We start from the raw sequence: 23,906 nt of genomic DNA on the forward strand, positions 1-23,906 counted from the left end.
ATAATTAGTTATACTTATGAAAATAAAGTTCAAATAAACCGTCAATCTGCTCCTCAAGCGGCGAAAGCCTGAACATCTCCTTGAGATCCTCCCGTTCCTTCGGCAGGCTGGAGACCATAATTACCGGAAAAACAATGGCCCCATAGACTTGCATCATCATCATCATGAGCTTGTCGCGGTCCTGCTCCCCAGTGATCTCACTGAGCACTTCCTTAATGCGCTCCAGTCTCATCAGCTTGGAGTACTTCGCATATTCATCCTGTGAGCCCATAATATGATGTCTTTGATCAAGCATCTGCCGGGCCATTCCCGGGTAACGGCTGAGATTCATAATATAACGCATGAAAAATAACTTCATCCGCTCCTTCGGCGGCAGGCTGTCATCTTCCAGTGCTTTGAAGGCATCATCAAAGGTAGACACCAGTCTCTTCACTGCGTCGCCAAACAGTTTTTCCTTGGAGCCGTAATAATAATTCACCAGTGCAAGATTCGTCTCTGCCCTTGCTGCGATACTCCGAAGGGTGATACAGCTGAACCCCTCTTCGCGGATCAAATCCACGGTTGCATCGAGTATAATCTGCTTCGTATCTTTATCTGAAGAATCAGCTTTGTTGTCAGATTTAACCATAATGCAGCTTGTCGCCCTCCTTTGCCGCGATTTCTAATCATCGATTTAAACAGCGTTTAATCAGAATTTAAAATTACTCTCTTTGGAGTGATCTGTCAACAGAAGTTTTCAGGAATTTTCAAAAGAGTTAGCATTAATAAAAAAGAAGCATCTCCGGCAGCGGATTACAGCTGCGAGATGCTCCTGCTATGAATGATCAATTATTTGTTATTTCGAAGGGTTGACCAGCACTTCCGCTGCCTGCAGCGCCGCCAGGCTCAGCTTCACGATCTTGCCCGATGTATTCAGCTCCAGGGTCAGCAGCGCCTCAGATTTGGAGAAGGACAACACGCTTGTTATTGTCATATTCCCGTCATGCTGCCGGCTCTCCGTAGATTTCACTCCGAAGTACTGGCCAGCCGGAGCGCTTACACCCTCCCAGTTCTGCTGAATGACGGGCAGCGGGGGCTGTTCTGCTTCCGCAGTGAAGTAACGCTCGCGGAGTCCTGTATAGTTGCCTGCGGCCAGCAATCCGGCTACAGCTCCGGCAGTTACCTCCGGTGAGTAGATTTCAACCTGCCCTTTTGCCTGATTATAGGATGTAACCAGCCCGATCGCTGCAAAAAACGACAAAGGTGCATATGCGCGCTGCTGCTTCAGTTCAATACTATCTGTAAAAGGCACCCGATCCTTGCCGTTCAGAATGATCTCTTTCCCGCTCAATCTGAACTCAATGGTTTCCTGGAAGCGATTCAGCTTGAACTGTCCTGTGGCACCTACAAAGGTAGTCTTATACTTAAGGATTTCCGTAGTCTCCCGGAGCGGGAGCATGAGGGTTGTTCCGCTGGTATAGGTTTGCGGTCCATCCAGCTGCAAGGCTTGTCCGTTCACAATAATATTTACACCCGGTGCTGCGTGGACACTATTTCCGGTTAATACTCCCAATCCTGCTGCCAATAACAGTACACTTAGGAAAACGGCTGCGATTCTGTTCTTCAAATCGATCCCACCTCTCCTGTAATATAATTATTATGCACGCAAACTTCAGGGACTAAACTTATATTAATCATTAACCGTTCTGCGAAGCTTTGGAACAGCCTCACTCCACATTAAAGTTAAAATACTGCTGTGGATAAGGCTCCTTGATCAGTGTGAAATGCCACCACTCCTTGGTATAGGGCTTGAAGCCCTGCTTCGACATGGCATCCTTAAGAACTTTACGGTTGGCATGCTGGGTACTGTTGACCAGAGTGGTATTATAGTAAGAAATCTCGCCGAAGAAATCATACGGGCTGCCCATGTCAACCAGTGCCCCTGTTTTTTTATCAGCCAGTGTCAGATCGATAGTGCTGCCCCGCGAATGCCCCGATTTCTTGGAGATGAAGCCCAGCTTGAACAGATTACGCTTGTCCAGCTTGGGATAATACTGCTGCTTCATCTTAATATCCGCGGCATCCTGTGACCAGCGTACGAAGTGATTAACGGCTTGTTGCGGACGGTAGGCATCATAGATTCTCAGGATATACCCTTTGCCAGCCAGATCCTCACTGACTTTCTTCAGCGCACTCGCTGCTGTCCGCGAGAAAATCGCCAGCGGAGCCTTATACCCGTCCACCCTTGTTCCGGTAAAATTATTCTCACTGTAGTAGCGTATCTCATACTGCGCCGTTGGAATCACTTCATCCAGATACACAAAGCCGCCGGGCAGATTGTGTTTCTTCTCCACCTTGCTTTGCGCCGGGGCTGCGGCTGTATTCTGTAGCTTAGGAGCAGCCGCTGTGGCTGCTGTTGCTGTTGCCGTTAAAAGCGTAGCTCCGCCTAGGATAAGCGCACATGAGACCAGCCCTAATTTTCTACCTGTATTTCGCAGCTTCATCACAATGCTCCCCCTCTCCTGCCTCGTCCGTATTTTCACCCTACCAGTATACGTGCAGCCGCACTAGGCGTCCATAGTTAAGTCTAGGCTTGTGTCCGCAGGGAGCATATCCTTCCGCCGGTAGACACCCATCAGCAGCCCGACAGCGGCGAATTCAATGAAGACATGCTGTCCGTAGCTGAGGAATGGGAACGGTATAGCTGTAATTGGCATTCTTCCGCTGAGGATCGATAGACCATAAGCTAAGCGGATGGCTAGCATAAGGGCCAGAGCAAGGATAACCATCCGCCCGTAGGTATCGCGTACAGCGCGGGTATAGGAGATCATTTTGAGAACGAACCAGCCCACTGCCGCGATGAAGAGCAAACCCCCGGCCCAGCCGAAGCATTGAACCAGAAATACCGGAAAAAGATCCGAATAAGCATACGGCAGTCCTTCTTCCGCACCTCCGAAGCCATACCCTCTCCAGCCTGCGGATGTAATGGTCTCGTGAATTCTGCGGTTGAGGTAACCCGGGCCATTAAGCATGTAATTATGATTTATCGCTCCGATGACCCTGTCACGCAAGTTCAAATTATTCCAAACATAGATGGCTCCGCCCGACACAAATGTTATAGCCATTAATCCGGCTGTAATCCAGCGCCGTGTTATCCATACATATAGCGTCAGCGATACTGCCAAATAAACCACCAGCTCCGGTAAAGACCGGATCGCCGCATAGATCACCGCAGGCAGCAGCAGTAAGGCTAACTCCGCGAATTCCCTGGTCCGTCTGCTCCATTTCAGCATAAAGCTGCGGCTGGTCCATATTCCTGTCAGAGCGACAACAAATATATAAGGACTGTATCCAACCAGATCAAAATAAAAGCCCATAAAACCAACATAACGTCTATTCCCATTGATTAATTCAGGACCCAGCAATAGGCTGGCAACGATAGCCATTAATGCTGCAGCATAGATGAATCCTGATGCTTTCTGAAGCAGCTTGAAATTGACGAAGTACATTCCTGTCATAACGGCGATCCCAAGGATGATATACACCGTCTGGCGCATCGTCAGATCAGATAGGGCCGGGTTGAAGGAGGTTCCGGCTTCTATAGCCCCCATCCCCAGCAGACTTACAGCTGACAACATCATTACTGCGGTGAGCAGCCCCCACGGAATCCGCGGTTTATGGATTCTGTGCAGATCCCGGCCGACCACCTGCGGATCACCCATTTGCGCGATCGCATATTGCTGTGCTTCTTCTTCAGTTGCACCAAGCTGCTGCCGCTCCAGCATCAAGTCCTGGAAGTGCCCGCTGAGTTCCTCCCTTATCTCCCTGTGCATCCCTTTGGCTCTAACCTCTGCACACACCCTGTCCAGATAGTTGTCCAGCTTCTTCCGCTGCTCCATCATGCGCCGCCCTCCCCCAGTACCGAATCCACCGCGCCTTTGAAAAGATTCCATTCTGCTCTCTTCTCCTGCAGCTTCGCCTTGCCTTCATCCAGCAGCCGGTAATATTTGCGTTTGCGCCCTTCTACCTCAAGCCAATACGCCTCTACCCAGCGTTCGCTCTCCATCGCATGGAGTATTGGATAGAGCGTGCCCTCCTTCAGGGAAAATACCCCCTGCGAGCGCTGCTCCAGCTCTTTAATCAGTTCGTAGCCGTATAACGGCTTATCGAGCAGCAGAGTGAGAATCAAGGTCCCCGTGCTGCCCTTCAGCATTTCTTTACTGACTTTCATCGGCATTCCCTCCCGTACGAATGGCTGTCCGTCGATACATCGTTAATCTATGCTTAATATACTTTAATTCCCAGTTGATGTCCAGAGATTGTCTCCACGTCAGCCATATGAGTAATCCGTTAAGTTGCATATGAGTAACCTTTAAGCTTGCAGACAAGTAACCCGTTAATATTTGCGCATAAGCTGCCTCTTGGGCATTTATGTTGTACGTTTTACAACTTTGATCCCCAGATACCCGGGCGCCAGAGAGGATTGTTGTACGAAATACAAGAATTGTCCAAATAATCCGTTTGGAGTAGGAGAAATGTTGCCTTTTTTACAACAAATATGAATTAGGAGCGATATCATGAGGGAAATGTTGTATTTAGGGCAGGATTTTATACAATGAATGCTCTGTAAGCTCCATATTGCACATAGCAAAAAAGCACACCCGGATTACGGATGTGCTTGCAGTCAATTAATGAGATTAGTGCATGGAAGCCTGTGTTTTGTGCGAGACAATAACACGTTTGAGGAAGAAAGCAACAACCAGACCGATAATGGCCATCACCATGCCGAAGATGAACGCATTCTGTACCCCATGGGTAAATGCAGCGCCAATATTCAGCGGATCACCAGGATCAGTTACAGTCTTCATGTAGCTCTTGGTACCGGAGGTCATAATGCTTACTGCCAGAGCCGTACCAATCGCCCCTGCAACCTGCTGCAGAGTATTCATGATCGCTGTACCGTCAGGATAGTATTCCAGCGGAAGCTGGTTGATCCCGTTCGTCTGGGCAGGCATCATAATCATCGAGATTCCGATCATCAGCACGCTGTGAAGTACAATTACGAAGATAACGGTAGAAGTTGCTGTAATACTCGAGAAGAACCACAGCGAGACAGCAACGAGCACAAGTCCTGGAATAACGAGCCATTTCGGACCGTATTTATCGAACAGGCGTCCCATCACTGGTGACATCAGTCCGTTGATAATTCCGCCCGGCAGCAGCAGTAAGCCTGCTTTAAACGCTGTATAGCCTTGTCCCTGCTGCAGGTACATTGGAAGAATCAGCATCGAAGACAGAATCACCATCATGCAAATGAAGACCATCAGTACACCGACCACGAACATCGGGAATTTGAAGGCACGCAGATTAATCATCGGCTGCTTCATCGTCAACTGCCGGATGCAGAATAGAACGAGCGCAATTACACCAATAGCAATGGCGATAATCACCTTCGGACTTCCCCAGCCTTCCGCTTCACCGGCGCTGCTGAATCCATACACAACGCCGCCGAAACCAAGTGAGGATAATACAATCGAGAGGATATCAATCTTCGGCTTGGTCACTTCTGTGACGTTCTGCATGAAGAAAATTCCGCTGAACAGCGCGATCACAAGGAACGGCAGGGACAGCCAGAAGATCCAGTGCCAGCTCAGACTCTCAATAAGCAAGCCGGCAATAGTAGGGCCGATCGCTGGAGCTACCATGATGACGAGGCCGATGAGCCCCATCGCCGCGCCTCTTTTCTCAGCAGGGATAATAATCAGGATCGTATTGAACATCAGCGGCAAAAGAAGTGCAGTTCCCATCGCCTGAACCACACGCGCTGTAAGCAGGAATTCGAAATTCGGCGCCATTGCAGCCAGGAATGTTCCCGCAATCGAGAAGCATAGCGCAGCAATGAACAGCTGTCTGGTCGTGAACCACTGCAGGAGCAGCCCGGAGATCGGAACCAGAATCCCCAGCGTCAGCAGGTAAGCTGTAGTCAGCCATTGCGCTGTGGTCGGAGTAATTTGTAATACATTCATAAGATCACTTAAGGCTACATTTAATGCGGTCTCACTGAACATGCCGATAAATCCGGCAAGCAATAAGGAGACGAGAATTGGAAGGGTCTTAAATTTGCGGGGCTCTGTGTGCCCCTTACCAGTCATAGTTGCGTTCACTCTCATATCCTCCTGATAATCTGTTTGTTCTCTCTCTATTTGTTACTGTGTTGCAGTCTTGCGATGGTACTATGAAACCTTAAGCCAGTATTGCCGGAATACTCTCTGCTGCCGCAACCAGCGGCTGGACATTTCGGCAGGTTAACGCCAGGAGCAGCGCACCTTCAAACAAGGAGACCACAACAGTCGCTTTTCCCACAGCAGCTTCCTCCTGCATGCCATCCTTCATCAGACGCTGGGCGATCACATCCTGCCAATCCTTGAACACACATTGACAAGCGGTTCGCAGCTCATTGCTGACACAGGAAGTCTCCACGGCTACCCAGAAGCTGAACGGCACCAATCCTTCAAAAGACGATTCCTCCGCTTCCCTGGCCATAGACAGAATGAAATTCTGCACTGCCTGAGCAGGTGAGTCTTCACTCTCTACATAATGCCGCAAATTTTGGGAGACCATTTCACTTGTCCGGTTAATACAGGTCAACACCAGCTCTTCTTTGCCGTGAGGAAAATAATAATACAATGATCCTTTGGGCGAATCGCTGTCCTTGATGATCTGATTTAGTCCGGTTGCATGATAGCCCTGTGTGAAAAACAATCTTGAAGCCGTATCCAGAATAGCTTCACGTGCATTATGCTTGTTTGACAAGCCGGACACTTCCTTTATAGATGTTTCTGCACTTTTATAACAATTGGTCTACATAATAAAACCACGAGTGGGCTCCGGCTGTCAATGGATAATAATTTCAAATTTTAATGTTTACGCTTACCGATTGCCACATTGCGGATCATTGGTTATAATTTAATTATTCCAATGCGAAAGGTGTGATTTAAATGAGTGAGCCTTCAATCATTAAGGGAATTCCCCGGCCGTTAGTCAGAACTAATCAGGCTTTTATCGTAATTTCTGTATTATTGTCACTGTTTACGGGAGCTTACTGGATTCTTGCCCTGCCGCTTGCCGCAGGACTGTCTGGCCTAATCTTCGGATATAATCCGGTGATCAAGGTTGCGGCGAACTTCCTGACTAAGGAGCGCTCCGCCTATGTACTGGAAGACTGGGAACAGCAGCAGTTCAACCAGAGCATTGCCGTCTTCTGCCTGACTGCAGGGCTGGTCAGCTTCCTTGCCGGCTGGACCGTAGCGGCTTATATCTTCACGATCATGGTTGCGGTAGCAGCCACAGTAGCTATCCTCGGCTTCTGCATCGGGTGCTTCATCCACTACCAGTGGAGAATGTATACCTATAGACGCAAACAGGCAGCCCTCCACAAATAAGCAGGAGTCTGCCCGTACGGTGTATCTTACAAGGCCAGTAAGCCACAGCAGCAGCAGTATGCTGCCAGACCTATGCTGGCCTCCAAGCTCCTTCTCCTTAACATCCCCGGTTATTCCACAATATAATCCGCCAGAATTCGCTCCACTGAAGAAGCGAAGCTTTTGCCGGCGCCCCAATCGAGCTTAAGGATCAATCCGTTGGAGCCTCCCGCCGGAATAAGCCGGACATTACTTCTGCCCTTCAGATTATCCACTAGAATCACCAGCGCCGCCTGATTACCGGACCGGAAATAATACCGCTCATAGACCAGCGTTCCGATCATCTTGCCTTCACCGAGATCATTCAGCTCCTCGTACAACAGCTCCGACTCCTGCGTCATTCCCTCTTTGATCAGCGCAAGCGTCTCATTGGGCTGCAATCTGACATCGAGTTGATAGGCCTCATTCATGCTCATCACCCTCCCACGGGTTTAGGTATACAACTATTTGCCTAGCGGCCTTCGCCAGCCACATCCCAGCGGTGACGGAATTTCTCCAGCCGCGGATGCAGTTGTGCGGGCGCTTCTGACAACAGCAAACGCAGCTTGACGATCCATTCCTCGAATGAGGAATAGGAAGCGAACAGATTAGCCATCTCCGGAGTCAGATAGAGAAAGTAAGGTGCGGAATAGACCTCGCTGATATGGCGCAGCGCAGAATCAAGCGGGGTGTATTTCTTGCGTTTCCCCTCCAGACTTTCCACGGTAATGAAAGAGCGCCCCTGATCTCTTTTCCACTCATGCAGCCGGTCCTCCCGTTTATAAAAAGCCTGCACCGGCTCCTTCGTCATCCGTCTCACGGTTTCTTCATGCAGCGGATACAGCACCAGCTTGGTGAATTTGCGCTCAATCGCTGTCTCAGCCGCCTTCAACAAATCCATATCCGAGATATGCTCGAATGAATCATAGAAGATCAAGGTCCCTTTGCGTTCACCGGCTGGCGGTTCATAACCATAAGGCACATGCTGAATGTCTCGTTTCATCATTACCCTCCTGTGAGCTTCAATATCTACAGCATATCATGCTACCCCGGATCGCGTACAATTCTGAGACCTAGAAACTAAGCCCTGAATGGTAATACTCGCCAAAAAAGCAGCGGTGCCATGATTGGCAATCGCTGCTATATGTAAGTGTCGCGCAGTGCAATGACATTCTGTGCCCAGTATATCTAATATCGGCTGGCAGGTGCCATCTTCCCTACAAGACGGTGAGTCCGTCAGGCTCTGAAGCGGATTGCTCCGCCTGCAGCCGGCAGCGCCGCAGAAACACTTCAGCAAGATCCTTAGCCCGGACCACCAAATACTGATCAGGAAAGCGGAAATCTGTTGAACAAGCGGTCAGCACGTAACCCGGATCTACCGGATATTGCCTGAACGCATGATCGGGCAGCCGGTCACTAAGCACAGACTGCTCATACTTCAAAGCGTACTGCTCGGAGAATACAGATCGGATTGGAATCGTCAGGCCAATGCCCTCCATCTTCAGATAACTCTCCTTACGCGTCCACAAGTCATAGTAATAGCGTATTTGAGCCTCTGATTTCAAGCTCTGGTATTGCTCCATTTCTTCAGGGGACAGGCTGTACCGGGCTAACGCCGGATTTATGGCAGCCATCTTCTGAATGTCGATTCCAACCCGCTGTCCCTTGCGGCTGACGATACCTGCTACCCATTTTCCCGAATGTGAGAGGTTATAGTCCCACGGTTCACGCATAGCAGACAGCCGGGGTTTGCCAAACACCCCTTTGTCAAAACGGATCTCATCATTCCGCATTCCCTCCATATCCATGGCGAACATCCGGGCAAGGATGTCTCCGATAAGAGACCTGCGAACATCGTCTTCACGTTTCAGCCGGCTGCTGCTCATCCGGCGCTCCGGTGACACATGGGGCAGCAGCTCAGGAACCGAAAAAGCGGTCCCGAGTGATACAGCAATGATATGCATGAACGGCCATGCCTCCTATCGGTTCTCCGGTCTATTCCTGCTGCTCCCGGAACCAGCCCAAGGTTTCTTTGACTGCATCCTTGTAAGCGGTTGGAGTATATTCCGGGAACCGCTTCATGAATTTGTTCTCGCTCAGCACCAGCGGATACTGGAATTCGTATAGCAGCTCATGGAATTCCTTAGCTTCTTTATCGAATATACCTGCCAAACCAACTGCCCAGCCCGGGAGGGTCCGGCATTTCCTTGGACTGTCTGCTTCATCCTGGATGATATTCAGGAACTGGCCGCCTTCAATCGCCCCGGAGCCCGACACATGCCATTCCCCTTCTTCCCCGCTATACGCCAGCAGCACGGCTGCTTTGGCCGCATCACGGATATAGACCAGATCATGGGAAACATCCAGCCTGACCGGCCAGGCGATGGTTTTGGCCCGCAGCGCTCCGTTGAATATCGGTCCGAATACCCTGTTCGTAACGTTGGGACCATAGTAGTCGGGATAACGCGGAATGACATAGCGGAAGCCGTTCTCCGCTGCCCGCTTCTTCAGCAGCTCTTCCAGCTGGTTACGGAGCTTTCCTTTACGGGTAAGAGCCGCCTTGGGATGGTTCTCATCCGCGGGAAGGTATTGGAATCTGCCGTATCCGTAGACATTGCCGGGAAATACCAGCGTCTGCCCGGAATGCAGCTTCGCGGTAACCCGTTCCAGCGCTTTGGGCATGATCGTGTACCAGTCCTGGTAAGGCACATTAAGACAGAAGTAGACCGTTTTCACTCCTGTCAGGAGAGCAGCAAGAGCCCTCTCATCTTGTATATCCAGTGAAGCCATAGTCAGCAGAGGTCCTCTCAGTCTGCTTAGTGCCTCATTAGAACGATGATAGGTCGCTGTTACCAGCTTCCCCCGCCACAGTAATTCTTGGGTAATGGAATGGCCTAAACCGCCATTGCCTCCGATTACGAGATTCATAACATTACCGGCTCCTTATCGAGCGTATGAATACCTTCAGCCACCAGCTTCAGTGTTTATTCAGTCTGCCCGGGATGATGTTTAGCAGTTATGAAGAACCGTTACATGCCGCTTCCTCAGGAACTGCCGGATATAGAACTGCTGCCGAATTCTTAACCTGCTATTAGTATACAGCCAAGAATATGCTGTCATCATTGGGATAATTTGACGATTATTGTCGTTTAAGGTCCTTAATATGTAGATATGGTGAATTATTGAGATTCAATAGTTTTGCATCACCTTACGTTAATCTTCGCCGATCATTGTTCCGGTCAATCATCATTTAAGAGCATTCAGTCTCTGGTCCGCATATACTGCTGCGCCAAGTGTGCCCGCCCTGCTGCCCAGTTCGGCTTGAACGATCCTGCATTTGCTCCCTGAGAGCTTCAGCGCATGAGCATTTACAGTGCCGCGGACGCTGCCCAGCAGCCGTTCTCCTGCGGCAGCCATACCGCCTCCAATAATGATCAGCTCCGGGTTCAGCAGATTAATTACATTAGCCAGACCGTACCCCAGCAGTTCTCCGGTTTCATGCATGACCTCAATCGCCAGCGGGTCCCCGAGATCATAAGCCTCCGAAATCATTTTTGCGGTAATTTGTCCGTCATCCTGATTCGTCCAAGTCTGAATCAGACTGCTCCTGCCATCCAGCAGCTTCTCTTTGAACGTGTTGACCATACCCACAGCAGATACATACCTCCCGAGACAGCCGGAGCTCCCGCAGCGGCAGGGCCGGCCCTGCCGGTACATATTCATATGTCCGATTTCACCAGCGCTGAAGGTTGTTCCGTACAACACCTTGCCGTCATCGACAATGCCTGAGCCCAGTCCGGTTCCAAGTGTGAGCAGCACCAGGTTACGGCATCCTTTTCCGGCTCCCTGCTGCCATTCCCCATATAAGTTAACCCGCACATCATTATCGATGTAGACCGGATAATCATAAAAGGGTTTCATTGCATTCACTATATGTATTTGTTCCCATCCGGGAAAGTTAGGCGAAAAGATGGACAGGCCTTCCTCCGGGTCCAGCAGACCGGGAATTCCCATCCCCATACAGGTGATCTGCTGCTGATCTATCCCCTTGCCCTCTGTCAGCTGTGTAACGGCCAATCTGATCCGCTCCAGCACATGCGCCGGTCCTGCCGCCGCTTCCGTTGGCAGAGACAGCTCCTCGACTGCGTTGAAATCCCCATCGAACAATCCCGCTTTGATATTGGTGCCGCCCAAATCGACGCCTATAGTATAATTGTTCATCGCTTCTGCTCCTTTACAGCAATTGTCCTTATCCTTACTTTACTCTCACCACTTATTATGCGCTTTCATGTATTGGACAGGTAGGATTTTTTGAGCATTGTTATAGTATTTTCTACACAAAAAAGGGCCGTCCGCGCCAGCCAATGAATAGCTGCTTGGACGACCCTGTATAATGTTCTTTGCGGAATCCCTTAAGACCCCGCACCTTTGTACCGCTTAACGCCATAGCTCCAGGCCATCAGGCCGATGCCGAGGAACACTGCACCCACAACGGGGGTCAGCAGCGCCATCCCCTTCATCTCATCACGGTGGAGGAACAGGGCTGCCGGATAGATCCCGACAAAGGCAAACGGGATAATCCAGGTTAGCAGCACCTGAATCGCCCGGTTGTAGATCGTAACCGGATAACGGCCGTAGGTCTGGATATTATACATCAGCGGCAGAATACCCGTCGGCGCATCCGAGTAGAACGACAGTGAAGTCAATGTCGTATAGATGCCGGTATAGATTGCTACCGCACTGAGTGTCAGGATAATCAGCATCGGAATGGTCCACCATTCGAACGGCAAGCCCAGATTGCTGCCGCTGATGGCCATAACAATCAGTCCGATGAAGGAACCCACAAGTGACGGCGGGTCCACATTCTCCAGGAAGATCTGGAACAGGTTATGCGCCGGACGGGTCAGAATACGGTCCATCTCGCCTTTGACGATATAACGCTCACTGAAGCCCCACATATTCACGAAGCAGCTGAACACGCCGAACGGCACCATGAAGAAGCCGTAGACGAACACCACTTCGTTCTGATTCCAGCCGCCCAGGCTGTCGGTATGCATGAAAATGACCAGAATGAAGATAAAGTTCGTTGCCTGGAAGAGCAGATCGGAAACCACCTCCACCCAGAAATCAGCACGGTAGGTTAACCTTGTCTTCATATAATTTTTCAGATATTCAATTAACAAGCCCAAATAGTACATTCCGGCTCAACCTCCCTGCACGAACAGCCGCTGGCGCGCTGCGTGATATAGCCAGACAATCGGAACCAGCAGGACCAGGAACCAGATCACCTGGATGCCCAGCACATTCCAAATGCCCACTCCCTGCACACGGCCCGTGAATACGGAACCCGGCAGATACGTGATGGCCTGAAAGGGCAGAACCTTGAGAATGGACGCTAACCAGCCCGGAAACAGCGTAATCGGGACGATCAGGCCGGAAAACAGGTCAACGATAACACGCTTCATGCGCATCATCCCCTCATTATTCTCGACGAAGAATGCAGAGAGCCCCGTTATGATATTAATCTGTGAGCTGATCAGGAAGCTGAAGAAGAGCATCACCAGGAAACCGATCCAGGCGGATGGTTCTGTCGGCAACTGCACCGGAAACAGCAGAATGGCAATCACCATGCCCGGAATCATCAGCATCATGAAGCGGAACAGGCCTTCGCCAAGTCCCTGCATCATTTTGACCAGAACATAGTTATAAGGGCGGATGAACTGAATCGCGATGCTGCCGTCACGGATATCGGTAGAAATCTCCCTGTCCAGGTTATTGAAATAGAACGCCCGGGCCATCCATGAGACGGCCACATACGTAGTCATCTGCGCTCCGGTAAAGCCGCCTAGCGACTCCCCGTTGCCATATATAGCTTTCCAGGTGAAATAGTTAACCCCGATATTCAGCGTGTAGATCAGAATTCCTGAATAGTAATTGATCCGGTAGGCCAGCATCGTCAGGAAGCGGATGCGGATGAAATCGAAATAAGCGCCGAGCAGCAGCCTGCGTCCGTTCTCTCCAGAACCGCCTGAAGAGCCTCCGGAGGAGGCAACTGCACCATTAAGCTGCTCAGACATGGATGACCTCTTTCTCATCTCGGAGTGCTGCTATCATCTCTTCCGGTTTCTCTGCCGAACCTGACTGATAAATACTGCGGACAATATCGTCCGTGTTCGTCTCAATGATTTTGATGTCTGTAATATCTGCCTGTCCAACCACCCGGCCCAGTACATCCGATACATTCAGCTCGAGCGGAATCCATACCTTGGCACCCAGCTCATTCTCGGCGGTCCAGGTAACCGGCATCCCCTCTGTCCACTGAACCAGCTGCTGCAGCTTCGTCGCAGTACCGAACTGAAACTGCACCTCGCGTCCGGTTCCCCACCGCTGCTTGAGATCCTCCAGACCCCCGTCATAGATAATCCGCCCGTCATCCAGCATGATTACCCGCGAGCAGAGAGCTTCAATATCCTGCAGATCATGCGTCGTCAGCAGAATGGTTGTACCATGCTCACGGTTCATATCCTTGAGGAACTCACGAATCTCCGACTTCACGACAATATCAAGGCCGATCGTCGGCTCATCCAGAAACAGAATTGACGGGTTGTGCAGCAGCGCAGCGACCAGCTCACAGCGCATCCGCTGTCCGAGACTGAGCTTGCGTACCGGACGGTTCAGCAGCTCCTGCAGCTCCAGGCGCTCGACGAGCTCATCCAGCCGTTTTTTGAAATCCTGCTCGGAGACCCGGTATACCTTGCGCAACAGCTGGAACGATTCGATGACACCGATATCCCACCAGAGCTGGCTGCGCTGTCCGAATACGACTCCGATATTCTGTACGAACTTCTCCCGTTCCGCATACGGCACGAAGCCGCCTACAGACAGACTGCCGGCGGTAGGTACGAGAATCCCGGTGAGCATCTTAATCGTGGTCGATTTGCCGGCCCCGTTCTCCCCGATGTATCCGCATATTTCGCCTTCCGGAATACTGAACGAAATGTCCTTCACTGCGGTCACTTCGGAATATTGCCGTTTAAACAAATCAGCGAAGGCCCCTTTGAGGCCCTCGCGGTTTTTTTGGACTTTAAATGTCTTGCGCAAGTCCTGCACTTGAATAGCATTCATAGGTTACCTCACTAAGCTAAGTATTGGGTTCAGTACCCCATTATAATAGAATGAATCCAAAAGTACTACCTATTTCCCTTACCATTCTGCTCTGCCAGAGTACGGCCGGCTTATTTAGCTACTCTGCCCTCAAAAAAATCCGCGCTCTGCACAGCCTCCAGATGTCCCGAGCGGGCTACTTTGGTACGCAGATACTTTTCGTTGAAGACCGAGACATCGCCCCATAGCGGTACTCTTTTGACCGTGTTCATTCCGGCAGCTCTCAGAGCTTCCATCTTCTTCGGATTATTGGTGATCAGGGTCACCGGTTTGCTGCGCAGGGACTGAAGCACACTGATCGCGTCACTGTAATCTCTGGAATCATCGGCAAAGCCCAGCTCCAGATTAGCTTCAACAGTATCATATCCTTCTTCCTGCAAAATATAAGCCATGGCTTTGCTGAAAAGGCCGATGCCTCGTCCCTCATGATTAGCCAGGTAAAAGAGGGCACCGGAACCATGCTGGGCAATCATCTTCATCGATGTGTGCAGCTGGAAGCCGCAATCGCAGCGTTTGCTGCCAAAAATATCGCCGGTATGGCAGATGCTGTGCATCCGGATCAGCGCTTCGTCGGAGTTCTCGAAATCCCCATAGACAAGTACGCTCGACTGTTGTCCATCCGCAAGGTTCATCGAAGACAACCGGCTGATGAGCAGCTCTGTTGCTTCTTTCCCCTCCGCTTGCTGAAGCTCCTCATCCGTCACTTTCAGCCAGCTGTACCATTTGAAGGTAACGGTCTCCCCGTCCAGGTTCACCGGCAAGGTAATGGGACCAACCAGTATATTCGTGGAATCTTCCATTGAGATCCGTTTGATTTTGTTCTGTAATATGGAAAGGATATCGGGTTTGATCATGAGTGCACCGTCCTAAAAGTTTTGATAGCATTAGCTTCTTCGTTTCCGTTTCGCAAAACTTGCTTCGGAAGCATACACTTAGTTTTGATAGCATAGCCCAAGCAACTTTTCTCCCGAAAATGCGTAATAGCCTATGCCTGGTTCGTAAAATTTTAATATTCATTTTTTGCACTAGTAACTATTTGTAAGTTAGTTTATCATTGTAATATAAGTTCGTCAAGTTATAATATATATTTAAATATTAATGATTACTTATTGTAAGTTTATGATATAATGAATGTTGAGGTGATGCTAATGAACAATTTCGAAATGTGTCCACGCTTCGAGAAAGCGGTCGATGTGCTTAGTAAACGGTGGGTTGCTCTGATCGTATTCGTACTGATGGATGGTCCGCGGAGATTCGGGGAAATCGAGCATTGCTTATCCAATCTAAGCGGCAAAGTATTATCCGACCGGCTGAAGGAAATGGAGAACGAAGGCATCATTCAGCGTACGGTATATCCTGAAATGCCTGTGCGTATTGAATATTCGTTAACCGACAAAGGCACGGCACTGGCTCCCATTCTTGGTGAAATCGGTAACTGGTCCACGGATTGGATTGAGATTGGCGTGACCAAATGATTGCCGGCCTGCATGCGAAGCAGCGCCCCTGAAGGTTCCTTAACCAGGAAACTTTGAGGGCGCTGTTTGTTTGTCTTATAAATCCTTGCGCTGAAAATGCAGAATTCCTATCGCAAATACAATTACGGTATAACACACAGCATATACGATGAATGACACTGACGGGTACGCGGTGATATTAATGATGCTGAGTCCGCCGTTACTTAGGGAAACCAGGCCGCTGATATCCTTCAGACTGAACAGCTCGGCGGTCATTCTGCGCTGCAAGGCATCTGCCGGCATCAGCATCGACATGATTCCGGTCAGATTATGGAGCACATTCAGCGCGTCGTTCTCCAGCCGCAGCGAACCGCTTAGCTTATCAAGCATTCCTCCCAGAAACCCTGCCCCATAGAGCATCGTCATGAACACACCGTTACCCAGCGCCGAGAAAATCCCTGAGCCCAGCATGGATACGGAGATTAACAATGGAACCACAGAAGCAAACAGCAGAAATGACTTCACTAGTGCTGCCGGATCTCTGGGTACACTCGCATGGACATTTGTGATCAGCAGGATAGCCAGAAATAGAATGAAGGCATATACTGCACCCAGTGTCACGAAACCGAGCCAGCGGCCAAGATACCATTTCCAGCGGGGCAGCGGCCGGGGCAGCAATGCCTGCATGACTCCTTGTTCCGCTTCCCCGGCAATTACCGAGAACGAGCTGAAGATCGCCAGAAAGGCGATTACAAAGGCGCCGAAAAAGTATCCCAGACTAAGAATAAAAGCGCCGTTCGTAAATCGTGTGAACAGCTCGCTCCCGTTATGTACGGACCCCGCCCCGGGGTCATTCTTTCCAACCGTATCGGCCACAAACCAGAAGGCGATCAGAAAGACAAACGTGAGCAGCAGAGTCAGCAGCATCACCTTTTTGCGCAGCATTTCCTTCCATGTCATTTCAAGTATGGTATTCATTCGCTCTCCCCCCTATGGCTAAGTCCGGATACGGCATCCATGAACCACTCTTCCAGCCGTTCTTGTTTGCGGGTTACTTCATATAGAGTCATCCCCTGCTCCACAATCAGCCCGTTCAGCCAGCCCGCCTGCTCCTCGTTGTCCAGCTCTGCTTCCAGCCATACGACACTGCTGCCTAATTCCGGCTCTTGCCCGGTTTTTCCGGCTCCAGCGGCCGTCTGCCGGATGTTAAGCCCTGTATGCTCATTCAGCCAGGACAGCAAAAAAGGCGTATACCCGCCCACTTTGAAATGCCAGCTGGTCCGCTTGCTCAGGATCTCTGATACTTTGCCGTGCCGCAGGACCGCCCCGTTATTAAGCAGGGCCATCCGGTCGCACAGCACTTCAACATCCTCAAGTAAATGGGAGTTGAGAAATATCGTGATCCCCCTCTCCTTCAGCCGCTCCAGAATCATCCGTACTTCCATTCTCCCGATTGGATCAAGAGCAGAGGAGGGTTCATCAAGAAACATAATTTCCGGCTCATTGACTAGCGCACAAGCCAGTCCCAGCCGCTGCTGCATTCCCTTGGAATAATGCTTGACCCTGTCCTTCCCGCGCTGACCAATGCCTACTTCCTGCAGCAGCTGTGGGATCCTTCTATCCGCCAGAGTCTTCTCGATCCGGCATAGCTTGGCATGCAGTCTGACTACCTCTTCTCCGGTCAGCCACTCCTGATAACGGTATAGCTCCGGCAAATATCCAATCTTGGCTTTGGCTTCAAGAGAACCGAGCGGGTGACCCAGGATGGAAGCATTCCCGCCTGTTGGCGAGATGAGTCCCACCAGCATTTTGACGAAGGTGCTCTTGCCTGCACCGTTGGGGCCGAGGAAGCCGAAGGCTTCCCCTTTCCCCACAGTGATGGTAACATCCCGGCAACCGCGTCCATTAGTATACTCTTTGGTCAGGGCGTTAGCATCAATTGCAGGTACGCTGCTCATTGTGTGATCAACTCCTGTACTTTCTGAATGAATTGATCCCTGTCTGGATAGACATCTCCGCCAGTAAGCTGGAGCATCTGACCATCCTGGACCCAGACCGCAGAATAGCTATAGCCACTGCTGAACTTCATTTCGGTAAGAATAACAGAAGTGTCGGCCACCGTAATCTGTTCATCATTGCTGCCCTTTATCAGCGGCATCGGAATATCGCCTGACAGAATCCGGCTCTTCTGCAGGTCACTTCTCAGATAATCGGGAATTAGCGGAAAGTTAACTACGGCATCCAACGCTTCATCTATATCTATAGAAGGATCAACAGTAACTACAGGTGTATTCATCTGTGACAGAGTAGCCCAATGCTCCGGATCTGGAGACAGGTCATAATTCACAATTTCGGGCAAATGCAGTGTAAGCGGTTTTCCGTCCACAGACTCCGGCAACAGATCGTTCGAGCCTACACGCTTCAACGCCTGATTCACTTCATCCACGTTCAGCGTAAGGGTAATATCACGGGACGGACTCACCTCTACAGTCTTCATGCCAGTCATATCTTGGCCCTTCAGAGGTTCATATCCCAGCACTCCTTGTATTTCCCCAACCGGGAGCTTGCCCTCGACAGATCCGTTAGCGAATGTGAAAGTGCCAAAGGAATTCATCGTCTTGTGGAAATTCCCTTCCCCGCTCACCTGATAGAACATATCGCGCAGATCGCTCTCTTCCACTACAGCTACATCCTGCATCCGGAACTGGTTGAGGATAGCAGCCATGGCGGTATTGCCTACTGGAGTAGCCAGAATAGCGGCGAAGATGGCAACCCCTGCAGCGGCAGCAGCCCACTTACGGCTGCGGCTCAGCACTGGTCTGCGTGATTTGCTGATGGAATTCTGCGGAAGCTCTGAACCTGTATTTTCTCTTGCTCTTACTGAAGATATAGAATTGATTCCGCTTGCCACAGAATCCGTTATAACAGTTTCCTCTGTTTGAGCCGCTAATGCTGCCTCCTGCTTGCCCCATTCGGCCCAAACCGGATTTACCGGTTCTTGTCCGAGCTTCTCCTGCAATTTAGCCCATGCCTCGTCTGTTCCCACGGGCTGAGAATTCCCGTTTGCTCTATTGTTCATTGCTTCATTCCTCCCGGATGATCTTATTCTTGCGGAAGCGACTTCACCGCATGCTGTTTCAATTTGGCGGTAGCCCTGCTTAACAGCGTGCCTACTACCGGCGGTTTCACTCCGAGCTCTCCGGCGATCTCTGCATAGCTGTAACCCGAATACTTAAGCAGCAGAGCCTGCCGGTCCCGCTCGGGAAGCCCGTCCAGCCAGCTCCGCACATCTTCCTGGTCCAGCTTGCCCAACACTACTTCTTCCCCCGTAGGGGCTGAGGCATCTGTATCGTACATTAACTCCTGTTTATTAATCAGTCTTCGCTCCCGCACTTGCTTGTTCAGGTAATCGTATCCGATCCGTGTAAGCACTCTATGCAGCCAGGCTCCCAGAGCTTCGGGATCATCCGGCGGATTTCTGTACAGTCTCAGAAATACCTCCTGCGCCAAATCATCGGCTGCACTCTCATCCCTTACAAGCGCGGACAGCTTTCGGCGCACGATTGGATAATGTGTATAAAAAATCGATTTAAAGTTGTCTGATTCCGGAATGTCCATCAGGTAATCCTCCTTATCCGCTGCAGCTATAAGTAAGACGAAGGCTGAAGCATATTTGTATCATTCCCGTTTCAAATATTCATCCCATTCTTACCATAAGAGCTGCCGATACGCAAAATAACCCCACAAAGTGGGGCCTTAAGTTCGATGTATATTCAATTAAATAGGCACTACCCGTACCCTACATGTCCATGTTAAGTATTCAGATAATTACCATCCGCAAGGTCAGAATATCCATAAATGTGACAAAAATCAAAGAAAAAACGTACCAATTTAGTATAGACAGGTTGCTCTGAACGGTAAAATATAGTAATTTTAAAAGTGTAAGCTATTATAAATTGAGAGGTGGAGCTAACGATGGAAAAGATGTGTATGGAAATGATGATGAACATGTGTATGGAGGACATGATGTGCAAGATGAAGAACATGAAGATGTGCATGGAAAAAATGACCGAAATGGGCATGATGGACATGGATATGGACATGATGATGAAGAAAATGCAGGAATGCGATGAAATGATGACCATGTGTATGACCATGATGCGTGAAGGAATGCAAATGTCCAAGTAAGTGACCGCAAGTTGTTGAAGTGAATCCGCTAAATTCACTCTAACAGTATATTCGCATATCATGGCAGAGCAGACTAACTGCATGCCATTTTTTATGTCTATTTTTTATTTATATTTCTGTATCTTCTACCTTATTATATCTCCGAATATCCCTTGCCTGGCCTATCTGATCTTGATATACCGATCCTGAATCTGTTTGGCTACGGTAATCCGCTCCATCTTCAGCTCCCAAATCTGCTCTTTCCACCTGTCGCTACCCTCATCATCCTCATGATCTCTCAGCTTATCGAATAACTGCAGCAGCATGAAGTTAATGTGATCGAACCGCGACCAAAGCTCTCTTACGCTATCCACTTGTTTCTGTGCTTCCGCAAGCTCTTTATAGTTCTTCAAGCGATCCAGGAGATCAGCCTGCCACTGTTCATCGTTAATTGCTATGGCGTAATTTAGAAGATCCAGATAATCATCGATTGACATGTGTACCGACTCCTTAATTTCTTTATACCAAGTATTATACTCGGTATTATGTATATTGCAATAGTTTGCATAAAAAAAAGCAGACATCCAAGATGTCCGCTTCGGAATAACTATTACGCTGCAGAGTTACATCAGCTTTTTGATATCATCCTTAATCTGCTCGGACTGCGGTCCGAATACAATCTGTACAGCCCCTTGCCCCAGTCTCATTACACCGGAAGCGCCAAGCTGTTTAAGTGCAGAGTCCTTAACCGCCTTGTCATCGTTAACGTTAAGTCGCAGACGGGTAATACAGGCATCGATGCTGCGGATGTTCGCAGGACCGCCGATATTCTCCAGAATCTTAGCAGCCCGGGAAGAAGCTGATGCGGTTGTTGTACCTTTGCCTAGGTCAATCATTTCATCATCTGTATCATCTTCACGGCCTGGTGTTTTGAGATTGAACTTCACGATGACAAAGCGGAACAATACATAATATAGTAAGAAGAATGCCAGCCCTACAGGGAACAGAACCCATGCATTCGTTGAAATCTTCAAATTGGTCAGATAATCAATTAGACCTGCGGAGAAGCTGAAGCCCAACCGTACATCCAGGATGTACATCACAGCCATAGACACACCGGTGAGAAGCGCATGCACGAGGTACAGAAGTGGTGCCACAAACATGAACGAGAATTCAAGCGGTTCAGTGATACCTGTAAGTATTGAGGCAATAGCAGAACCAATGAAAATCGATGCCACCATTTTTTTCTTTTCCGGTTTTGCAGTATGGATGAAGGCAAGCGCCGCACCCGGCAAAGCGAACATCATAATCGGGAAGAAACCGGTGGTGAACATCCCTGCACTTTTATCCCCAGCCAGGAAGCGCCAAACATCTCCATGGACGACCTCGCCGGCTGCGTTCGTATAATCACCGAGCTGGAACCATGCAATAGTGTTAATGACATGATGAAGGCCAATCGGAACAAGCAGACGGTTTGCGGTTCCGAATACAAATGCGCCAATTGCACCAAGGCCTACTACCCAATTTCCGAATTCACTGATGACATCCTGTACCGGACTCCAGATCATACCAATGAAAACAGCCAGCACCATAGTCGAAGCCGCAGTAATTATCGGAACAAAACGTTTACCTGCGAAGAAGCCCAGCCAATCCGGCATTTTGATATTATGATATTTCTTGTACAGGAATGCTGCCCAGGCTCCGGCAAAGATACCGCCAAGCACACCCATATCCAACACAACATCATCGCTAATGAAACCAAAGGTTCCCGGAACGATCAACAATATTTTGGTAAGAACCATATAAGCAATCAGTGCGGATAAAGCAGCTACGGCATCCCCGGCGAATCCAATGGCGACACCAATTGCAAAAATTAAGGCCAGATTGCCGAATACCGCACCAGCACCTGCGTTTAAGAATGGAGCAACGTATTGGTTCAAGAATCCACCTATTGTGCTACCCAGATGCAAATCCTTTTCATAATCGAGAAGTCCAAGCCCTTGCAGAATCGCTGCCGCCGGCAATGTAGCGACTGGTAGCATCAGAGACTTCCCTAACTTCTGTAAAAAAGCTAACATAATGAAATCATCTCCCGGTTTCATATTAGTACGTATATGTTTTTATAGCTTTGAAACCACTGTAAGAATACTGTTCTGTCCCGCAAATACTGCGCCGTAATGGCATTTGACTTCCGGGGTGTACTCCTCGCTGCTGGTCACAATGACTGGTGTAATGGTTCGGTACCCCGCTGTCCGTATCGCCTCGAGATCGAACTCAATCAGCGTCTGGCCTGCTTTCACTTCATCTCCGGTAGCAATACTGCTGATGAAGCCGTTTCCCTTCAGGCTGACCGTATCGATCCCAATATGCATCAGGAGCTGCAGACCGGAGGAATGCTCCAGGATAAGTGCGTGATTGGTTTTGACCACATGGGCGATTGTTCCGTCAAAGGGAGCGATTAATCTGCCCTCGGTCGGTTCTATGGCAATTCCCTTACCCATATGCCCGCCGGCAAACGTCTCATCCGGTACTTCAGATAACGGAACGGCTTGCCCGCTGACCGGAGCGGGTATCTCAATACTTGCTTCAGCATGTTTCTCTTCTTTTTTGGATTTCCATCTGGAAAACATAAATGTCACTCCTTGCTGCTGTTATTTATTTTTCTCTAAGGTCTGGAATAACCGGTGCAGATGCATGGCAAGGAAGCATATTTCTTCTTCCGGTACGTCTACGCCGAGCTTGCCCTGCATGATCTTTCCCATTTTGAGAGCCAGCTTGTATTCATCCTTGTATTCTTTCTTGATATGCTTCACGAATGGATTATCAATGAGCGAACCCTGCAGAATCCGTTCAATAGAGAATCTCAGGTGTACCATCAGCCGGACATGATTCATACTGCCCTGTTCAAAAATAATATTGCGTTCGTTGCGGATCATATCCATCAGATCACTGACGATGTTAGAGGCTTTGACCAGCTGGCCAACCGGCACATTGCTGACCGCAGAATATACGTGATAGGTGAGGAATCCGACTTCATCTTCAGGAATCCGCACCTCGAATTCCACGCTGATCTTCTCCGCTGCCTTGTAAGCGATCTCAAATTCCCTGGGAAAGGTCATCCGCGTTTCCTCAAGGAACGGATTGACAATGTCCATACCGCTCCGCAAGCGGAATATGGTGAACTGGATATGGCTGGGGAGCGCCAAATAGATCTTGTCGTTTAACTTGCCGGGAAACTCACGGGCGATATCCGAAATAATCTCATCCGTAATCCTCATGACCTTGGGATCTATGTCTTCCAGCAGAATCTGATACTGGCTCCATTCCTCCCGGTCCTCCAGCCGAAACAGCTTCTCAATCCGGGGATCATCCGCATCAATCACACCTGCGTCTTTAAGCGCAAAACCGATGCCCTTGCCGATAATCACATATTCCTTGCTTTTCTTGCCTCCTTGGACCATCACGACATTATTTCCAATCACCCGCAAAACCTGAAATTGTTCATTTTCCCTCGCCAAGTTCTCCCTCCTTTCCGCCCATTGCCTGATTTTTCGCACAAAAAAGAGCCAAGACTGACTCAAACGAATGAGATCAGATCTTGGCTCATGCCCTATTAAGGTAACACGCCACTTGCATATAAATGATCATTTATGATCTCATAATAAATCATACCTTGTGTTCC

At 49.5% G+C, this 23,906-nt stretch carries 27 protein-coding genes; 3 read left to right on the plus strand and 24 right to left on the minus strand.

The window, feature by feature from the left end; genetic code table 11:
• Window positions 1-4 precede the first annotated feature (4 nt).
• The 7 genes from NSU14_RS15405 to NSU14_RS15435 all read right to left on the minus strand — a co-directional run bounded on the left by NSU14_RS15405 (window position 5) and on the right by NSU14_RS15435 (window position 6,792).
• Window positions 5-628: a TetR/AcrR family transcriptional regulator gene (locus NSU14_RS15405; RefSeq protein WP_042136974.1), complete on the minus strand. Its 624-nt coding sequence runs from the start codon at window positions 626-628 to the stop codon at window positions 5-7.
• A 207-nt stretch (window positions 629-835) separates the two neighbouring features.
• Window positions 836-1,606 carry a stalk domain-containing protein gene (locus tag NSU14_RS15410; RefSeq protein ID WP_340946032.1) on the minus strand — a complete coding sequence of 257 codons (771 nt, stop codon included), beginning with the start codon at window positions 1,604-1,606 and terminating at the stop codon, window positions 836-838.
• Window positions 1,607-1,706: 100 nt separating this feature from the next.
• On the minus strand, window positions 1,707-2,483 hold the full coding sequence (locus tag NSU14_RS15415; RefSeq protein ID WP_340946033.1) for a M15 family metallopeptidase: 777 nt from the start codon (window positions 2,481-2,483) through the stop codon (window positions 1,707-1,709).
• Window positions 2,484-2,546: 63 nt separating this feature from the next.
• Window positions 2,547-3,881: an FtsW/RodA/SpoVE family cell cycle protein gene (locus NSU14_RS15420; RefSeq protein ID WP_340946035.1), complete on the minus strand. Its 1,335-nt coding sequence runs from the start codon at window positions 3,879-3,881 to the stop codon at window positions 2,547-2,549.
• Window positions 3,878-4,210 carry a PadR family transcriptional regulator gene (locus NSU14_RS15425; protein WP_039292805.1) on the minus strand — a complete coding sequence of 111 codons (333 nt, stop codon included), beginning with the start codon at window positions 4,208-4,210 and terminating at the stop codon, window positions 3,878-3,880. The genes NSU14_RS15420 and NSU14_RS15425 overlap by 4 nt, the downstream gene beginning before the upstream one ends.
• A gap of 466 nt (window positions 4,211-4,676) precedes the next feature.
• A complete protein-coding gene (locus NSU14_RS15430) occupies window positions 4,677-6,131 on the minus strand; it encodes a DHA2 family efflux MFS transporter permease subunit (RefSeq protein WP_042141151.1) in 1,455 nt (484 codons plus the stop codon).
• Between the two features lie 91 nt (window positions 6,132-6,222).
• Entirely contained in the window at window positions 6,223-6,792 is a 570-nt protein-coding gene (locus NSU14_RS15435) for a TetR/AcrR family transcriptional regulator (RefSeq protein ID WP_042136969.1), read from the minus strand.
• 185 nt (window positions 6,793-6,977) lie between these two features.
• Here NSU14_RS15435 and NSU14_RS15440 point away from each other — a divergent pair, with 185 nt between their 5' ends.
• A complete protein-coding gene (locus NSU14_RS15440; protein ID WP_042136966.1) occupies window positions 6,978-7,421 on the plus strand; it encodes a DUF4395 domain-containing protein in 444 nt (147 codons plus the stop codon).
• Between the two features lie 110 nt (window positions 7,422-7,531).
• On the opposite strand, the gene NSU14_RS15445 is transcribed toward NSU14_RS15440, so the two are convergent.
• The 9 genes from NSU14_RS15445 to NSU14_RS15485 all read right to left on the minus strand — a co-directional run bounded on the left by NSU14_RS15445 (window position 7,532) and on the right by NSU14_RS15485 (window position 15,457).
• A complete protein-coding gene (locus NSU14_RS15445; RefSeq protein WP_042136964.1) occupies window positions 7,532-7,870 on the minus strand; it encodes a DUF6054 family protein in 339 nt (112 codons plus the stop codon).
• 41 nt (window positions 7,871-7,911) lie between these two features.
• Window positions 7,912-8,442, minus strand: a complete 531-nt coding sequence (locus NSU14_RS15450) for a hypothetical protein (RefSeq protein ID WP_340948950.1) — start codon at window positions 8,440-8,442, stop codon at window positions 7,912-7,914.
• 214 nt (window positions 8,443-8,656) lie between these two features.
• A complete protein-coding gene (locus tag NSU14_RS15455; protein WP_340946039.1) occupies window positions 8,657-9,403 on the minus strand; it encodes a 4'-phosphopantetheinyl transferase family protein in 747 nt (248 codons plus the stop codon).
• Window positions 9,404-9,434: 31 nt separating this feature from the next.
• Window positions 9,435-10,367 (minus strand): NAD-dependent epimerase/dehydratase family protein, encoded by a 933-nt coding sequence (locus NSU14_RS15460; protein WP_340946042.1) that lies wholly within the window; start codon window positions 10,365-10,367, stop codon window positions 9,435-9,437.
• Window positions 10,368-10,685: 318 nt separating this feature from the next.
• Entirely contained in the window at window positions 10,686-11,660 is a 975-nt protein-coding gene (locus NSU14_RS15465) for an ROK family protein (protein WP_042136957.1), read from the minus strand.
• A gap of 191 nt (window positions 11,661-11,851) precedes the next feature.
• The gene (locus NSU14_RS15470) at window positions 11,852-12,637 is read right to left on the minus strand and encodes an ABC transporter permease (RefSeq protein WP_039292825.1); all 786 of its coding nucleotides are present in this window, start codon (window positions 12,635-12,637) and stop codon (window positions 11,852-11,854) included.
• Between the two features lie 6 nt (window positions 12,638-12,643).
• Window positions 12,644-13,438, minus strand: coding sequence for an ABC transporter permease (locus tag NSU14_RS15475; protein ID WP_042141150.1), 795 nt, complete (start codon window positions 13,436-13,438; stop codon window positions 12,644-12,646).
• A gap of 70 nt (window positions 13,439-13,508) precedes the next feature.
• Window positions 13,509-14,564 (minus strand): ABC transporter ATP-binding protein, encoded by a 1,056-nt coding sequence (locus tag NSU14_RS15480; RefSeq protein WP_042136955.1) that lies wholly within the window; start codon window positions 14,562-14,564, stop codon window positions 13,509-13,511.
• 110 nt (window positions 14,565-14,674) lie between these two features.
• Window positions 14,675-15,457, minus strand: coding sequence for a GTP cyclohydrolase II (locus tag NSU14_RS15485; RefSeq protein WP_336100595.1), 783 nt, complete (start codon window positions 15,455-15,457; stop codon window positions 14,675-14,677).
• Between the two features lie 294 nt (window positions 15,458-15,751).
• Here NSU14_RS15485 and NSU14_RS15490 point away from each other — a divergent pair, with 294 nt between their 5' ends.
• Window positions 15,752-16,078, plus strand: a complete 327-nt coding sequence (locus NSU14_RS15490; RefSeq protein WP_039292833.1) for a winged helix-turn-helix transcriptional regulator — start codon at window positions 15,752-15,754, stop codon at window positions 16,076-16,078.
• A gap of 75 nt (window positions 16,079-16,153) precedes the next feature.
• On the opposite strand, the gene NSU14_RS15495 is transcribed toward NSU14_RS15490, so the two are convergent.
• From NSU14_RS15495 to NSU14_RS15510, 4 genes are read right to left on the minus strand one after another with little or no spacing between them, the layout of a single operon-like run.
• Window positions 16,154-17,035 (minus strand): ABC transporter permease, encoded by an 882-nt coding sequence (locus tag NSU14_RS15495; RefSeq protein ID WP_042136952.1) that lies wholly within the window; start codon window positions 17,033-17,035, stop codon window positions 16,154-16,156.
• A complete protein-coding gene (locus NSU14_RS15500; RefSeq protein WP_340946048.1) occupies window positions 17,032-18,015 on the minus strand; it encodes an ABC transporter ATP-binding protein in 984 nt (327 codons plus the stop codon). Before NSU14_RS15500 ends, NSU14_RS15495 begins: the two co-directional genes overlap by 4 nt.
• Window positions 18,012-19,136 carry a hypothetical protein gene (locus NSU14_RS15505; protein WP_076244923.1) on the minus strand — a complete coding sequence of 375 codons (1,125 nt, stop codon included), beginning with the start codon at window positions 19,134-19,136 and terminating at the stop codon, window positions 18,012-18,014. The genes NSU14_RS15500 and NSU14_RS15505 overlap by 4 nt, the downstream gene beginning before the upstream one ends.
• 23 nt (window positions 19,137-19,159) lie before the next feature.
• On the minus strand, window positions 19,160-19,675 hold the full coding sequence (locus NSU14_RS15510; protein ID WP_042136946.1) for a sigma-70 family RNA polymerase sigma factor: 516 nt from the start codon (window positions 19,673-19,675) through the stop codon (window positions 19,160-19,162).
• Window positions 19,676-20,032: 357 nt separating this feature from the next.
• On the opposite strand from NSU14_RS15510, the gene NSU14_RS15515 reads away from it, so the two are divergent.
• Entirely contained in the window at window positions 20,033-20,245 is a 213-nt protein-coding gene (locus NSU14_RS15515) for a hypothetical protein (RefSeq protein WP_039292850.1), read from the plus strand.
• A gap of 161 nt (window positions 20,246-20,406) precedes the next feature.
• Here the strand turns inward: NSU14_RS15515 and NSU14_RS15520 are convergent, their stop codons facing one another.
• From NSU14_RS15520 to NSU14_RS15535, 4 genes are all read right to left on the minus strand, one after another.
• Window positions 20,407-20,721 carry a hypothetical protein gene (locus NSU14_RS15520; RefSeq protein WP_076244921.1) on the minus strand — a complete coding sequence of 105 codons (315 nt, stop codon included), beginning with the start codon at window positions 20,719-20,721 and terminating at the stop codon, window positions 20,407-20,409.
• 126 nt (window positions 20,722-20,847) lie between these two features.
• Window positions 20,848-22,302: a PTS transporter subunit EIIC gene (locus NSU14_RS15525; protein ID WP_336100589.1), complete on the minus strand. Its 1,455-nt coding sequence runs from the start codon at window positions 22,300-22,302 to the stop codon at window positions 20,848-20,850.
• Between the two features lie 42 nt (window positions 22,303-22,344).
• Window positions 22,345-22,854 (minus strand): PTS sugar transporter subunit IIA, encoded by a 510-nt coding sequence (locus NSU14_RS15530; RefSeq protein WP_042136942.1) that lies wholly within the window; start codon window positions 22,852-22,854, stop codon window positions 22,345-22,347.
• Window positions 22,855-22,875: 21 nt separating this feature from the next.
• Window positions 22,876-23,742 (minus strand): PRD domain-containing protein, encoded by an 867-nt coding sequence (locus tag NSU14_RS15535; protein ID WP_076244917.1) that lies wholly within the window; start codon window positions 23,740-23,742, stop codon window positions 22,876-22,878.
• Window positions 23,743-23,906: the final 164 nt, after the last annotated feature.

It is taken from the genome of Paenibacillus sp. FSL R10-2771 (assembly GCF_038000205.1).
Lineage (GTDB): Bacteria > Bacillota > Bacilli > Paenibacillales > Paenibacillaceae > Paenibacillus_AQ > Paenibacillus_AQ phytohabitans.